Here is a 14,565-nt window from a genome sequence, read left to right as displayed (position 1 = left end):
CCCGCCTTCGCCGGAGTCGACCGGCTGTTCCTGCTCACCCCCGGCATCGGCCTCGACCACACCAGGCACGCCGTCGCCGCCGCCCAGGCCGCGGGGGTACGCCATATCGTGCACCTGTCCTCGTTCAACGTGCTCGGCGACCCGATGCCCGCGATGGGCCGCTGGCACCACGAACGCGAGCAGGCCATCCGGGCCTCCGGCATCCCGGCCACGTTCCTGCGGCCCGGCGGCTTCATGACCAACGCCTTCGACTGGCTGCCCACCATCCGCCAGGCGGGCTATGTCCTCGATCCGGTCGGCCCCGGCCGATACGCGCCGATCGACCCCGCCGACATCGCCGCCGTAGCCGCCCTGGCCCTGACCGGCGACAGCCACCAAGGCCAGGAATACGTCATCACGGGCGAGGAGCTGTTCACCATCACCGAACAGGTCAAGATCCTGGCCGAGGCGGCCGGCCGGGACATCGCGATCCGGCCGGTGACCACCGCGCAGGAGGCCGTCGCCTCCCGATTCCCCAACGGGGCACCTCCGGCGCTGGCCGAGGCCATCATCGAGGGGTTCCACCTCATGCGCGCCGACACCGCCGGATTCCGCACCGACACCGTGGAACGCCTGCTCGGGCGCAAGCCCCACACCTTCGCCGACTGGTGCGCACGCAACGCCGACGCCTTCCGGACCACCTGATCCGCATGAAGCCGCCAGCCGGCGACGACGTAGGCTGGGCGGAGTCACTTCTGCTGGATTCCCTCCGCGAAGCCGCCGCGCGCTCGGGGTGGCCGGAGGAGCTGCTGCCGCCGGATCCGTGGCCGCAGGTCACGCCGGGCAGCCGGTTCGGTGCGGCGCTGAGCGAGTGGTGTCGCCGCTGCCCGCGCCGGGTGGTGCTGTTCCTCGACGAGATCGACGCCCTGCAGGGCAACAGCCTGGTCAGCATTCTCAGCCAGCTCCGCGACGGCCACAACGCACGGCCAGAGGGCCATCCGTTCCCCACATCCGTCGTGCTGTGCGGGTTGCGCGACCTGCGTGACTACAAGGTCGCCTCAGGCGGCGAACCCAGCCGGTCCAACCCCGCCAGCCCGTTCAACATCGTCGCCAAGTCGCTGCGCCTGGGCGACTTCACCACCGATCAGATCGCCGAGCTGTACGACCAGCACACACAGGCGACCGGCCAGGAATTCACCAAGGACGCGGTGGACCGGGTCTTCGAGCTGACCCAGGAACAACCGTGGCTGGTCAACGCCCTCGCCTTTGAGACCATCCTCCAGATGGGGAAGACCATTACCATCACCGCCGGTCAGGTGGAAGATGCCAAGGAGCGGTTGATCCGAGCGCGCGCCACCCATCTGGACACGCTCGTGGCGCGGCTGCGCGAGCCCCGGGTGGAACGAGTGATCGAACCGATCCTGGCGGGAACGTGGCCAAGCACGGACATGTCTTTCGACGATGACATCTCCTACGTCCATGATCTGGGCCTCATCCGAGGGACAGGGGGAGTAGAGATCGCCAACCCGATTTACCGAGAGGTCTTGCTACGGGTCCTGGGCGCTCGCACGGAGCGGTTCGTGCGAGCCGATCCGCGCAGCTTCGTGCTGCCGGACGGCCGTTTCGACCTGCCGCGCCTGCTGCAGGAGTTCGTCGTGTTCTGGCGCGAACACGGCGAAGTCCTCATCCGGCAGGAGGGCTACCACGAGGCCGCCTGCCAGATCATCCTCATGGCCTTCCTGCACCGCCTGGTCAACGGCGGAGGCCACCTCGACCGGGAGTACGCCGCCGGCACCAAGCGCCTGGACGTGCTCGTCCGCTGGCCCTACACCGGCCCCGAAGGCGAACGACTGGTGCAACGGGAAGCCATGGAGCTGAAGGTCTGGCGAGCCAGCGAAAACGACCCTAAGCCTGACGGACTCGCGCAGCTCGACCGATACCTGGACCGCCTCACCCTCACCACCGGCGTGCTGGTGATCTTCGACCGGCGCCCCGAGGCCCCATCCTGGAAAGAACGAGGCGGATTCGAGCAGGCGGCCACACCGTCCGGCCGCCAGATCACCCTTCTGCGGGTGTGACGGCCGCCCGAACGCCTCACCCGCCGACCGGATATCGATCCTGTCAGCGGCCCCACTCGGACAGCACGACGTCGACGAACCTCTCCGGCTGTTCCAGGTGCAGGAAATGCCCCGCCTCCGGCCACACCACGGTCGCCGAGCCGGAGTGCGCCGGCAGGCTCGCCTCCCACCGCGCGGCCTCCGGCACGTTGTGGACGGCGAGCACCGGGCAGTCGCGCCTGGCCAGGTAGCGCTCCGATTCCTTGCGCACCCCGAACGCGCCCGGCGCCGTGTACATCCCGGCGTAGCACTCGGCCAGCACATGGCCGGGTGTGGCGGCCAGTTGCCCGGCGATCGGCCCGGGCAGCGGCCCGAGCTGCCGCGACGCCGCGTCCGCGCCCTCGGCGCGCAACGCCGCCAACCGCTGCGGGATGAGCCGCTCCTCCGCCTCGTCCGCGCCATAGGCGGGAGCGACGACCACGAGCGCGCTGACCAACTCCGGATGCTCGACCGCCAGCGCGGTGACCACCTGGGCGCCCATGGAGTGCCCGATGGCCACCACCGGCCCGTCCAGCAGCGGCACGAGGTCGCGGGCCAGGTCGACGGGCCGGTATCCGCGGGCGGGAGCCGGGGACCTGCCGTGGCCGCGCAGGTCGGGGGCGATCACCCGGCGCTCGCCGAAGTCCAGGGCGCGCCACGTCCGGTGGTCTCCGCCCCAGCCGTGCACCAGAAGCAGCGCAGGCCCGTCGTGGCCCCGGGTCTCAACGTACAGCTTCATACCGAATCCGCTCGAAGCGCGCCGTGCAGCCCTCGCCCGCCAGGTCCTGCACCCAGAACCCGGCGAACGCGCCGGTGAAGCCGAAAGCGCGCATCTGGCCGTCAACGCGCTCGTCCGCATGCTCATCCGACAGGATCGTCGCGTCCAGCTCGGGGCCGTGGTTGAAGCGCACGACCGGCCCGTCGAACTCCACGCGCAGCCTGACCTCGCCCGCCGCGGGGCCCAGCAGGTGCTCGGTGCGAGCGCCCCGGTCACTGCTGGTCAGCACGAGCCCCTCGGTGGTCACCGCGAGATAGAACCAGTTACGCGAGTTGTAGTACGCGGTGATGCCGGCGGACTGATGGACGGTGCCGGGCTCGAACCGCATGACCGCCTCCAGCGAGCATTTCTGAGCGGTGACCCGGTGGGCGACCAGGCTCGGGCTGCGCAGTCCGTACGGCGACTGACCACCGTGCACGGTGAGGCCGTCGTGGTCGGCGGTCAGCCAGTCCGGCGAGGGGGGTCGCCGCAGCGTGCTCCAGTCCTGCTCCAGCCCGTTCCAGCCGTCGGCCGCCGGCCACGGGTGGGCGGGCAGCGCGGGCGCGGCCACCTCCACGGCGGGTACGCCGCCCGCCACGCGCGGCCAGCCGTCCACCCACTCCACGCGTTGCAGCGCGCTCTCGCGGCCGAGCACGCAGGTGCGGTTGTGGTAGGGCCGGGCCACGAGGTGGGCGACGTACCACTCCCCCTCCGGCGTCTCGACGAGGCAGCCGTGGCCCGCCTTCTGCAGCTCCAGGCTTGGGTCGTGGCGCGAGGTGAGCATCGGCCCGGCCGGGTCCTCCTCGTACGGCCCCGCCATCGAACGGGAACGCAGCACCGTGACCCCGTGCTCGTACCCCGTGCCGCCCTCGGCCACCATCAGGTAGTACCAGCCGTCGATCTTGTACAGGTGCGGACCTTCGGTGATGTTGCGGTTGGGCAGGATCAGCTCGGGTTTGCCGCCGTCGAGGGGCTGCAGCTCGATCCCGGCGAACCCGCGTCCGGGGCGGGAGTCGAAGACCATGTTGAGCAGCCAGCTCCGGCCGTCCTCGTGGTAAAGGGAGGCGTCGAAGCCGCGGCCGGGCAGCCGGACCGGGCCGGACCACGGCCCCTCGATCGAGGGCGCGGTGACCAGGTAGTTGGCGATGTCCTTGTAGCCGAGCGCGTAGTTGTCCATCACGCCGTAGACCAGGTGGAACAGCCCGTCGTGGTAGGTCAGGTCGGGCGCCCAGACGCCGCCGGAGTCCGGCACGCCGGACAGGTCGAGCCGCCCGCGCTCGGTCAGGATGCCGCCGAGCGGGCGCCAGTTCACCAGGTCGCGGGAGTGGTGGACGCGTACGCCGGGATACCACTCGAAGGTCGAGGTGGCCAGGTAGTAGTCCTCCCCCACCCGCACGATCGACGGGTCGGGGTGGAAGCCGGGTAGGACGGGATTGCGGATCAAGCTCATTCCTCCGAGAAAAGCACGAGTGCTACCTCGCTGTTCACTGACCCTTGAGATACGCTTCGGCCTGCTTGGCCATCTCCGCCTGGAGTTTGGCCAGGCCCACCCGGTCCAGCGCCTTCTTCAGCTTGTCCAGGCCCTGGTCGACGTCCACCGCGCCGATGAACAGCGGGTTGGCGAACTGCGTCATGGCGGCGGTGACCTGGGCGTTCTCCCGCTTCACCGGCTCAGGGTCGGGGACGAAGCTGGCGTACGGGTCGATGGTGAAATTGTCGATGTCCTGCGCCCAATCGAACCACTTCGCCTCGGACTCGGTCATCTCCTTGATCCGGCGCTCCAACTTGGCCCGCCAGGCGAGGGCGAAGCCGGGGAAGGTGTAGGTGGACACCTTCTCGTACTTGTCGTCGCCGACGGGCTTCCAGTCCTTGCCGGGGATGCCGTAGTTGAGCAGGTCGTGGTTCTCCTTGATCGACGCCCAGTCCTGCAGCTGCATGGCCTTCTCATTGCTCTGGCCCTTGGCGTTGAGCACGACGAAGTTGTCACTCTGGAAGGTCTGGTACGGCTTGGCGTTCGCACCGCCCTTGAGCGGCATCACGTTCGCGATCATCGCGCCGGGGACGTTCTTGGTCAGCTCGGGCAGGGCCGCGGAGGACAGGCCGTCGGTCATGGCCCAGGCGGTGGCGACGCGGCCGGCCTTGAACTGGGAGTCCAGCGCCTTCGAGTCGAGGGTGAGCGCGTTCTTGTTGAACAGCCCGTCCTGGTAGTACTTCCGGACCAGGCGCAGCGCGTCCATCATCCCCGGAGCCTCCCAGAACGGGATCGGGTGGGACGAGCCGGTCTGCTTGCCGTCGGCGGCCAGCACGAAGTTGAGCGACTCGCCGGTGAAGGAGGCGAGGCTCATGTTGGGGTTCTCCCACATGTACGGGTTGAGCCAGCCGACCGGGTTCCACGCCACCAGCAGCTTGGGCAGCCGGGAGTTCAGCCCGATCGGGGTGATGTCCTTGTTCTTCTGCTTGACGTCGTACCAGAACTTCTCCAGCCCCGCGAAATCCGTGATGTCGCTCATGCCGTACTTGTCGGCCAGGTCCTGGCGGATGCTGAAGTGGTGGAAACGAGCGACCGAGTTGATCTGCGGCAGGCCGTAGAGTTTGCCGCTCCACCGGTTCAACTCGATGATCTTCGGGTCGATCGTGGCGGTCAGGTTGGGGTACTTGCCGCCGGCCAGCAGGCTGCTCAGCTCGACGATCGAGCCGCTCGCCGCCAGCTGGGTCATGTTGAGCCAGCGCGCCTGCAGCGCGGTGTCGAACTTCTCCCCCGCGGTGAACTTCAGCAGCGCCTGCTGGCCGTAGCTGGTCCACGGGATGAACTGCGGTTTGATGGTGAAGCCCAGGTCGGCCTGGAGCTTCTTGTTGACCTCGGCCAGTACGGCGTCCCAGCCGGCCGGCACGTCGCCGGGCAGCAGGAGGCTCAACGCGAGCGCGCCGGCGGCCTGATTGTCGGCGGCCTTCGGCTGGGAGGAGCAGGCGGCGAGGAAGGCGGCTACGGACAGGCCGCCGCCGGCGGCCAGCAGGCCGCGCCGGGACATGGTGGGGTTGGACACGGTAACTCCAGAAGGTGGGGGGATCAGCCTTTGGTGGCGCCGAGGGTGATGCCCTTGACGAAGTAGCGCTGGGCGAAGGGGTAGGCGAGCAGGATCGGCCCGATGGCGACGGTGGTCAGGGCCAGCCGGAGCTGGTAGACGGGAGTGGCCGTCTCGGCCAGCTGCGGCAGCATCTGCGTGAAGGAGATGTTGGAGATGAGGTTCTGCAGCACCAGCGGGAGCGGGAACTTGTGCACGTCGTCGATGAACAGCAGCGCCATGAACCAGTCGTTCCAGTAGTGCACGGCGTAGAACAGGCCCACGACGGCCAGGATCGGCTTGGACAGCGGCAACGCGATCGTGAAGAACATGCGCAGCTCGCCCGCGCCGTCGATCTTGGCCGATTCGAAGATCGACTCCGGCAGCTGGCGGAAGGCGCTGACCTGGACGAAGACCAGGAAGGGCATGACCAGCAGCGGCAGGATGACCGAGAAGTAGCTGTTCTGCAGGTGCAGATACTGCGTGACCAGCAGGTACAAGGGGACGAGGCCGCCGGAGAACAGCATCGGCAGGTAGGAGAAGACGGTCAGCGGCCGGCTGATGCCGGGCACCCGGCGGGCGATCACCCAGCTCAGGCCCGAGGTCACCGCCAGAGACAACGCCGTGCCCACCACGGTGATGAAGACACTGGCGAGGTAGGCGTCCAGCACCGCGGGACCCGTGAAGATCATTTTGTAGGCGGTGAGATCGAAATCCGGGAAAAGGCTGTATCCGGTCGTGGCCAGCACGGACTCGCTGGTGAACGAGCCCGAGATGATCATCCAGAAGGGGATGGCGCAGGCCAGCACGGCCAGGCCGACGCCGACGATGCTGAAGACGGTGAACGGTTCCAGCTTTCTGCCGCTCATAGGATGCTGGTCTCCTTGGAGTACTTGCGCTGGATCAGCACCGCGATCACCACGAGGATGAAGCCGACGACCGACTGGAACAGGCCGATCGCGCCGGTGGTGCCGAAGTCGCCGAGCTGACGCAGGGCGCGGAAGACGTAGGTGTCGATGACGTCGGTGTTCTCGAACAGGGTGCCGTTGTCGCCGATGATCGCGTAGATGGTGCCGAAGTCGCCGTAGAAGATCCGGCCGACCCCCAGGACCAGCAGCACCGCGGCGGTGGGCTTGAGCAGCGGCAGGGTGATGCGCCAGGCCATCTGGGCCCGCGAGGCTCCATCGATCATCCCGGCCTCGTAGACCTCCTCGGGGATGCCGGTGATCGCGGCCAGGAAGATGACGCTGAGGTAGCCGCCGAGCTGCCAGACCTTCACCACGGTGAGGATCCACGGCCACGGTCCCGGCTCGTTGTACCAGTCCACCGTGGGCAGTCCGAGGCCGGTCATGGCGTCGTTGACCGCTCCTCCCCCGCCGGAGGCTCCAGCGAGCAGGACCTGCAGGATGATGCTGATCACGACCGGGGAGACGAAGTAGGGGAAGAAGACCACGGACTGGGAGGCCCGCTTGAAGAAGGTGCCGCGGATCTCGTTCAGCATGATCGCCAGGAGGATCCCGGCGGCGAGCGTCGCGCCCAGGAACAGCACGTTGAGGAAGAGCGTGTTGAACAGGATCCGTGCCGCGTCCCCGGATTCCAGGAAGTAGGCGAAGTTCGCCAGCCCGTTCCACGGGCTGCCGAAGATCCCCAGGTTGACGTCGAACTCCTTGAACGCCACCACCAGCCCGGCCATCGGCAGGTAGTTGAAGACCAGGAAGAAGACGACCGCCGGTAGCGCGAGCAGCCCGACCGACCAACCCGTCCGTCCCGTCACCTTGCCACGTGTACGGCGTTTGCGGGCGGCCGGCCCGGAAGGCGGACTCGTCTGAGACTCGTGCCTCGTCTGTAGCGTGCTCATCACCTAGGTCCCGTCTGAGGGGCAGCAGCTGACTCTCGAAGTTCGATAGAAACCGGTCGCTGCGAACGCTACGACTGAGGGACGTCTGCCTACAAGGTCGCGTTACGAATACGTTACATACGGGTGTATGTACTGCTGCGACGCCATCCGTTGACCGGAAGTGGCCGCGCCTCTAGCGTAGAAACCGATGTCTATCGAATGGAGGGCTTCCCCCGTGTCCCCACGCCCGAAGGCGCTGTTCGCCATGCGCGAGGAACACCTCGCACTGCTCTTCCCCGCGCCCTTGCTGCGGCGGCTGGACACGCTGGCCGACATCGACGTGACAATGGTCGCCGAGCGTTTCGACGATCCGCGGCTGGACCTGGCCGACACCGAGATCCTCATCACCGGCTGGGGCTGCCCGCCGGTGGACGAGGCGGTGCTGGCCGCCGCCCCCCACCTGCGGGCCGTGCTGCACGCCGCCGGCTCGGTGAAGGGCCTGGTCACCCCCGCGTGCTGGGAACGCGGCCTGCTGGTCTCCTCGGCGGCCGCGGCCAACGCCGTCCCGGTGGCGGAGTACACCGTCGGCACCATCCTGCTGGCCGGCAAGGGGGTCTTCGCCCTGAGCGAGCGCTACCGGCGCGAACGCGGCTTCACCCTGGCCAAGATCGAGCCCCTGGTCGGCAACAACGGCCGCAGGGTCGGCATCGTGGGCGCCTCGCAAATCGGACGCCGGGTGATCGAGCTGCTGGCGCCGTACGATCTAGACATGTGCCTGTACGACCCGTACACGCGGGTTCCCGGAGTGCGGCGAGCCTCCCTCGAGGAGCTGCTGCGCAGCAGCGACATCGTCAGCCTGCACGCGCCCGCCATCCCGGAGACCCGGCACATGCTGGATCGCACCCGGCTGGCGCTGATGCCGGACGGCGCGGTGCTGATCAACACCGCCCGTGGATCGCTGGTCGACACCGACGCGCTGGTCGCCGAGCTGAAGTCCGGGCGGCTGTCGGCGATCCTCGACGTCACCGAGCCCGAGCCGCTGCCGCCCGGCTCGCCGCTGTTCGACCTGCCCAACGCCTTTCTCACTCCACACATCGCCGGCTCGCACGGCAACGAGGTGGCCCGGATGGGGACCCTGGTCCTGGACGAGTTGGAACGCCTGACCGCGGGGCAGCCTCTGGCGCACCGAGTGACCGGTGACGACCTGGACCGGGTGGCTTGATGAATGTCGATCGTGCCACCGTCCGCGACGTGGCCGCCCGGGCCGGAGTCTCCCCCTCCACGGTGTCCCGGGTGATCAAGGGGGACTACCCGGTCGCCCAGTCCACCAAGACACGGGTGCTGCGGGCCATGCGAGAGCTGGACTACGTGCTCAACGTGCACGCCCGCGCCCTGTCCGGGGCCAGCACCAAGACGGTGGCGTTCGTGCTGGACGACGTCACCGGCCCGTCCTTCGCCTACGTCGCCAAGGGCGTGGAGCAGCAGGCCACCGCTGAGGGACGCCTGTGCATGGTGTGCGCCACGAACGGTGACCCCGCCCGGGAGCTGGCCGTGGTCGAGGCCATGCGCGAGCAGCGCGCCGACGCGGTCATCCTGGTCGGCGGCGGCGCGCTGGACGACGCCTACCGCGAACGCATGTCCCACTTCGCCCACGCCCTGGACAAGGCCGGCTCCCGGCTCGTGCTGTGCGGGCGGCCGCCGCTGGGCGACGACGTGCCCACCACCGTGGTCGAGTACGACAACGAGGGCGGCGCCTACGCCATGACCAGCCACCTGCTCTCCCAGGGACACCGGCACATCGCCCTGATCGGCGCCGACCACCCCGGCCAGGCGAGCACGACCAAGCTCGACCGGGTGCGCGGTTTCGTCCGGGCCCACGAGTCGTTCGGGGTGCCCTACGACCCGGACCTGATCGTCCCGGCAGGCTTCGACCGCGCCGACGGACAGGCCGCCGCCCGCCGGCTGATCACCCTCGGCGCCCGGTTCACCGCCGTCTTCGCCGCCACCGACATGGTCGCCATCGGCGTGCTCGCCGCACTGCGCGAGGCCGGACTACGCGTGCCCGAAGACGTGTCGCTGGCCGGTTACGACGACATTCCGTTCGCCGCCGACCTCTCCCCCGGCCTCACCACCGTACGCATCCCCACCGAAGAGCTGGGCAGGACCGCGGTCAGGCTCGCGCTCGACCGCCGGCAACCCCAGCACGTCGTCCTGGGCACCCACATCGTGGTCCGAGGCTCGGTCGGTCCCGCCACCCCGCGCTGACCGTACGAGGCCGGTCGTCAGGACGGCGGGTCCTCGGAGGCGGGCATCGTGAAGAATCTCAGGAACACCGGCCGCGCTCCCGGCGAGGCGTCCTCCTGCGCGCGGCCGAATCTGGACAGCAGTTCCATGTACGCCTCGAAGAACTCGTCGAGTTCTTCCCGGGTCAGGTGAGTGAGCCCGCGGGACGCCCTCGCCCATTCCCCGTACCGCTGGTGGTCTCGGAAGAAGCGCCGGGCGAGTTCCAGCTCCTGCTCGACCTTGAACTCGGTGATCTCGTCGAGGAGCTTCTGCGACTCCTCGTCCATCTCACCCGGCGGGGGCCACCTCAGGTCGGCGCTGATCTGGCGCCACCAGCGCTCCTTTCCGTTCGACCGCTCGGGGATCTCCTCGATGAACCCGTTGCGCTCAAGCTGGCGCAGGTGATAGCTGAGCGTCCCGGTGTTCTCACCGAGCGCCCGGCCGAGCGTGGTGGACGTGGCCGGGCCGTGGATGCCGAGATGCCGCAGGATCCGCTGTCGTAGCGGATGGCCGAGCGCCTTGTGCGCACCTGGATCACTGAGCTGCCGGATCGACGGTCTGTTCGCCACGCTGTGAGCCTACCGCCCCTCGCCTTCACATTGCAGAATTTTCGCTGCAGCATTTCTTCTGCAATACTCCGTCGCGGTGACCCCCGTTGCCATGACCGACGCGACAAGGAGTGACCGATGACATCAGTGGCCGCGGACGAGCAGGCGGACGAGCACGTATCGAGACGGCGTTCACTCGCTGCCGGACTTCTGGCCCTGGGCGTGCTCCTGCTGATCGCCGTCGGCGCGATCTGGGACACCACCCCCACCGCCGTGAGCCCGGCCACCGCGCCCGACCGGGAGTTCAGCGCGCAGCGGGCCTTCACCCAGGTCGAGCGCTTCGCCGTCAAACCCCACCCCGTCGGCACGGCCGAGCACACCCGGGTCCGCGACTACCTGGTCGGCGAGTTGCGGCGATTGGGCCTGCGGCCCGAAGTGCAGGAGGCGGTGGGCGTCTCACCCATCGACGAGCGGGGCGACCCCATCACCGCCGGGCGCGTCTTCAACATCGTCACCGTGATACCCGGGACGGCTCCCACGGGCCGGGTCTTCGTCACCGCTCACTACGACTCGGTCCCCGAGGGTCCGGGTGCCAACGACGACGGGGCCGGTACGGCGAGCGCGATCGAGACGGCCAGAGCGCTGGTCGCGGACGGTAAACGGCTGCGCAACGACGTCGTGTTCCTCATCACCGACGCCGAGGAGGCCGGGCTCCTGGGTTCGGAGGCGTTCGTCAAAGCACACCCGCTCGCACGGGGGCGGAGCGTGGTGCTCAACAACGAGGCGCGCGGGGCCAAAGGGCCGGTGCTGATGTTCCGGAGCACGGAGTCGAACTCCGGCCTGATCTCCATGTTCGGATCGGCGGCGCCCATGCCCGTGGCCGACTCCGTGTACGCCGAGCTCATGAAACTGCTCAACAACGACACCGACTTCACCGCCTTCAAACCCGGCGGGATGGCCGTGCTGGACTCCGCCTACGCCAACGCGGGGACCCTGTACCACAGCGTTCTCGACGACCCCGCGCACGTCGATCTGGCGGCACTGCAGCAGATGGGCGACAACACGCTGGCGCTCGTGCGCGCGTTCGGCGGCACCGACCTGGCCCGGCTGACCACCGGGAACGACCTGGTCTACTTCAACCTTCCGCCCGGCCTGCTGGTTCGCTATCCGACCTGGGCGGCCACGCTGCTGGGCGCTGTCGCCCCGCTGGCGGCACTGGCGCTGATTCTCCTGGCCCGCCGCCGGGGCGTGGTCACGTTGCGGCGCACGCTCCTCGGCACCGCGCTCGCGCTGATCCCGATCGTGCTCGGGGTGGGCGCCGGTGTCTTCTTCTGGGACCTGCTCAAGGCGATCCGGCCCGAACTCAGCGGAACCGCCACCACGACGCCGTACCGGCCGGAGCTGTTGTGGCTCGCCGTACTGATGCTCGCGAGCACGATCCTCATCGCCTGGTACGCGCTGCTGCGCCGTCGCGTCGGCCCCGCCGAGCTGGCGCTGGGCATGCTGACCTGGGCGGCCCTGATCGGTCTCGGACTCGGCATCGTGTCGCCCGGCGCCTCGCACCTCGCCGCGTGGCCCGCCTTGGGGGCGGCGCTGGGCGGGCTGGCCGCACTCCGCTGCCCGCCGCGGTGGCGCGTCCTCATCCTCGCCGCCGCTCTCGTACCGGGCGCCCTGATCCTGCTGCCCAGCGCGTGGAACACCCTGCCGACCGGCCTGCAGTACGCGGGCTACGCCCCCATGCCGCTGATGATCCTGTTCGGCGGCCTCCTGCTACCGCTGATCGAGGTGATCTGGCCGCGCAGGCGTACCCCGCTGATCCCGCTGACGGCGCTGGTCGTCTCCCTCGCCCTGGTGGCGGCGGGCCTGCTGGTCGAGCCGATCGACAAGGAGCACCCACGGCGAACCAGCCTGGCGTACGGCCTCGACACGGACACCGGCAAGGCCGTCTGGCTGACCTCGAAGGCGCCCGACCAGTGGGCCCGCCGCTATGGCGGCGCCAACGCGACCGGCCAGCTCGCGGAGCTGTGGGGCGGCGGGTCCAAGCTCCTCAGCCCGGCGAAGGCCGCCGCGCTACCGGCGCCCTCGCTGCGGGTGCTCGCGGACACGACCCAGCAGGGCGTGCGAACCCTGCGCGTCCGGATCCGCTCCGAGCGCGGAGCGGACACGGTCGGCTTGCGGGTGTACGGGGACACCGCGACGGTAGGTTCGCTGACCGTCGAGGGCCGCTCCATCACGCCCGATCCGGCGGGCTTCGTCTTCCACGCCCCGGGGCCGGCGGGGGTCGAGGCGTCGCTGACCATCAAGACTCCCGGCGACAAGATGCGGCTGCGGGTCACCGATACGAGCCGGAATCCCAGTGAGATGTCCGCGCTTCCCGGCTTCATCGCCCCACCGGACTGGCTGTTCCTCGGCGACACCAGGATCTCCGTCATCAAGGCCTACACCATGTGACGACCCGACCTGGCGATGGCGGCGGCGGTGACCGGGGTGAAGAAGTTGACGAGGTTGCCGTCCGGGTCGCGGAACAGCAGCGACCGATTGCCCCAGGGCATCGTGGTGGGCTCGGTGACGACGTCGGTGACGAACCCGGTCAGGTTCTGGTGCACGCGGTCCACGTCGTCGACGAGGAACTCGATGATCACGCTGTGGTTGTCGGCCGGGCGGGCGGACCCGGGAGCGAACAGCGGCACCGTGCGGGTGCCGGCGATCGCCAGCGTGGCCCTGGAGGTCTTGAGCTCCGCGAAGTCCTCGGTGGACCAGACCGCCCCCACCCCGGTGACCTTCTCGTAGAACGAGACGAGGCGAGCGACATCACCGGTGATGATGCGGATCGAAACGAAGTCCATGGCGTTCCTCCTGAAGTCCTTGAGCCTTGGCGCTTCGCACGCTAAGGGCAATACTGGACAGAATCGGTCCACTATCGGCCGTAGGCTCGCAGATATGTCCCGTCCTACCGGCCGCGTGCTCACCCTCCTGGAACTACTGCAGTCGGGCGGCACCCGGACGATGGCCGAGCTCGCCGACCGGCTCGGCGTCGACGGCCGCACCGTGCGGCGGTACGTCGACCAGCTCGTCGACCTCGGCATACCCATCGAGGCGGTGCGTGGCCGTTACGGCGGGTACCGTCTCGGCCGCGGCTACCGTCTGCCGCCGCTCATGCTCAACGACGACGAGGCGCTGGCCGTGCTGCTCGGCCTGATCGCCGGTCGGCGTACGGGGTTGGCGACGGCCGCCGGGACCGCGAGCGAGACGGCGGCGGCCAAGATCCGGCGGGTGCTTCCCGAACGTCTCACCCGCGGGCTCGACACAGTCCTGGAATCCCTCGCCTTCACCAAGCCGTCCGGCGAGCCGGTCACGCCGGACGCCGAGATCCTGCTCACCATCGCCGACGCGGTACGCCACCACCGTCCCGTCTCGATCAGGTACACCGATCGGGACGGCCGGCGCAGCGACCGCACGCTGCACCCGTACGGGATCGTCAACCACTCGGGCCGCTGGTACGTCACCGGCGCGGATCCCTCGATCGGCGAGAACCGGACCTTCCGCCTCGACCGCGTCACGGACGCCAGAACGCTGCCCGGCTCCTTCGAGGTACCCGCCGGACCGGACCCGGCGCAGCGTGTCCTGTCGGGGTTCGCCACCGCCTCCTACCGGTACGAGGTGACCTTGCGGATACACGGGACGGTCGAGCAGATCCGCGCTCGCCTTCCCGCGAGCCTCGCGAGCGTGGCGGAGATCGCCGCCACCACAGGCCAGGCCGTGGTGGCGGAAACCTCCCCCACCGCGGGCCAGGATCCGGCGGCCGAGCGGTGGCTGCGCGTCGAGCTACGGGCCGAACGGCTCGACTGGTTGCCCGCGTTGCTCGCCGCGCTCGACCGGCCGTTCGTCATCGAGCGTCCCGGCGAACTACGCGACCTCGTCGTCGCGCTCGCCGACCGGCTCGCGTCCCATGCTCGCCGAACCTGACCGCCCTCCACGACCCCGGCGTGGATCGGTTCAGCTG

Annotated in this window: 13 protein-coding genes; 6 read left to right on the top strand and 7 right to left on the bottom strand. The window is 69.2% G+C overall.

The window, feature by feature from the left end; genetic code table 11:
• Positions 1-684: NAD(P)H-binding protein (locus AB0C30_RS35540; RefSeq protein WP_357952531.1), on the top strand; the 684-nt coding region annotated here is incomplete at its 5' end.
• A 5-nt stretch (positions 685-689) separates the two neighbouring features.
• Positions 690-2,057, top strand: a complete 1,368-nt coding sequence (locus AB0C30_RS35535) for a hypothetical protein (RefSeq protein WP_357952530.1) — start codon at positions 690-692, stop codon at positions 2,055-2,057.
• Between the two features lie 43 nt (positions 2,058-2,100).
• Here the strand turns inward: AB0C30_RS35535 and AB0C30_RS35530 are convergent, their stop codons facing one another.
• Genes AB0C30_RS35530 through AB0C30_RS35510 form a run of 5 tightly spaced genes read right to left on the bottom strand, consistent with a single transcriptional unit; the run spans position 2,101 to position 7,668 of the window.
• The gene (locus tag AB0C30_RS35530) at positions 2,101-2,814 is read right to left on the bottom strand and encodes an alpha/beta hydrolase (RefSeq protein WP_357952529.1); all 714 of its coding nucleotides are present in this window, start codon (positions 2,812-2,814) and stop codon (positions 2,101-2,103) included.
• Complete coding sequence (locus AB0C30_RS35525) at positions 2,798-4,276, bottom strand: glycoside hydrolase family 43 protein (RefSeq protein WP_357952527.1); 1,479 nt, start codon at positions 4,274-4,276, stop codon at positions 2,798-2,800. Before AB0C30_RS35525 ends, AB0C30_RS35530 begins: the two co-directional genes overlap by 17 nt.
• 40 nt (positions 4,277-4,316) lie before the next feature.
• Complete coding sequence (locus AB0C30_RS35520; protein ID WP_357952526.1) at positions 4,317-5,876, bottom strand: DUF3502 domain-containing protein; 1,560 nt, start codon at positions 5,874-5,876, stop codon at positions 4,317-4,319.
• A 23-nt stretch (positions 5,877-5,899) separates the two neighbouring features.
• The gene (locus AB0C30_RS35515) at positions 5,900-6,763 is read right to left on the bottom strand and encodes a carbohydrate ABC transporter permease (RefSeq protein ID WP_357952525.1); all 864 of its coding nucleotides are present in this window, start codon (positions 6,761-6,763) and stop codon (positions 5,900-5,902) included.
• A complete protein-coding gene (locus tag AB0C30_RS35510) occupies positions 6,760-7,668 on the bottom strand; it encodes an ABC transporter permease subunit (RefSeq protein ID WP_357952524.1) in 909 nt (302 codons plus the stop codon). Before AB0C30_RS35510 ends, AB0C30_RS35515 begins: the two co-directional genes overlap by 4 nt.
• A 298-nt stretch (positions 7,669-7,966) precedes the next feature.
• Here AB0C30_RS35510 and AB0C30_RS35505 point away from each other — a divergent pair, with 298 nt between their 5' ends.
• A complete protein-coding gene (locus AB0C30_RS35505; protein WP_357952523.1) occupies positions 7,967-8,953 on the top strand; it encodes a hydroxyacid dehydrogenase in 987 nt (328 codons plus the stop codon).
• The gene (locus AB0C30_RS35500) at positions 8,953-9,996 is read left to right on the top strand and encodes a LacI family DNA-binding transcriptional regulator (protein ID WP_357952522.1); all 1,044 of its coding nucleotides are present in this window, start codon (positions 8,953-8,955) and stop codon (positions 9,994-9,996) included. Before AB0C30_RS35505 ends, AB0C30_RS35500 begins: the two co-directional genes overlap by 1 nt.
• 17 nt (positions 9,997-10,013) lie before the next feature.
• Here the strand turns inward: AB0C30_RS35500 and AB0C30_RS35495 are convergent, their stop codons facing one another.
• Complete coding sequence (locus tag AB0C30_RS35495) at positions 10,014-10,583, bottom strand: helix-turn-helix domain-containing protein (protein ID WP_357952521.1); 570 nt, start codon at positions 10,581-10,583, stop codon at positions 10,014-10,016.
• 117 nt (positions 10,584-10,700) lie between these two features.
• Here AB0C30_RS35495 and AB0C30_RS35490 point away from each other — a divergent pair, with 117 nt between their 5' ends.
• Positions 10,701-13,013 (top strand): M20/M25/M40 family metallo-hydrolase, encoded by a 2,313-nt coding sequence (locus AB0C30_RS35490; protein ID WP_357952520.1) that lies wholly within the window; start codon positions 10,701-10,703, stop codon positions 13,011-13,013.
• Here the strand turns inward: AB0C30_RS35490 and AB0C30_RS35485 are convergent.
• Entirely contained in the window at positions 13,001-13,408 is a 408-nt protein-coding gene (locus AB0C30_RS35485; protein ID WP_357952519.1) for a VOC family protein, read from the bottom strand. The two genes, AB0C30_RS35490 and AB0C30_RS35485, sit on opposite strands and share 13 nt — an antisense overlap.
• Before the next feature lie 94 nt (positions 13,409-13,502).
• Between AB0C30_RS35485 and AB0C30_RS35480 the strand changes: the two genes are divergently transcribed.
• Complete coding sequence (locus AB0C30_RS35480; RefSeq protein WP_357952518.1) at positions 13,503-14,528, top strand: YafY family protein; 1,026 nt, start codon at positions 13,503-13,505, stop codon at positions 14,526-14,528.
• Positions 14,529-14,565: the final 37 nt, after the last annotated feature.

Origin of the sequence: Nonomuraea sp. NPDC048901, from assembly GCF_040649695.1 — a bacterium.
Taxonomy (GTDB): Bacteria; Actinomycetota; Actinomycetes; order Streptosporangiales; family Streptosporangiaceae; genus Nonomuraea.
This window is presented reverse-complemented; position numbering and strand designations above follow the sequence as displayed.

Bases quoted from the DNA above. Each gene is read 5' to 3' on its own strand.
- AB0C30_RS35535 (WP_357952530.1), top strand. From the start codon at position 690: ATGAAGCCGCCAGCCGGCGACGACGTAGGCTGGGCGGAGTCACTTCTG.
- AB0C30_RS35530 (WP_357952529.1), bottom strand. From the start codon at position 2,814: ATGAAGCTGTACGTTGAGACCCGGGGCCACGACGGGCCTGCGCTGCTT.
- AB0C30_RS35500 (WP_357952522.1), top strand. From the start codon at position 8,953: ATGAATGTCGATCGTGCCACCGTCCGCGACGTGGCCGCCCGGGCCGGA.
- AB0C30_RS35480 (WP_357952518.1), top strand. From the start codon at position 13,503: ATGTCCCGTCCTACCGGCCGCGTGCTCACCCTCCTGGAACTACTGCAG.
- AB0C30_RS35515 (WP_357952525.1), bottom strand. From the start codon at position 6,763: ATGAGCGGCAGAAAGCTGGAACCGTTCACCGTCTTCAGCATCGTCGGC.
- AB0C30_RS35485 (WP_357952519.1), bottom strand. From the start codon at position 13,408: ATGGACTTCGTTTCGATCCGCATCATCACCGGTGATGTCGCTCGCCTC.
- AB0C30_RS35490 (WP_357952520.1), top strand. From the start codon at position 10,701: ATGACATCAGTGGCCGCGGACGAGCAGGCGGACGAGCACGTATCGAGA.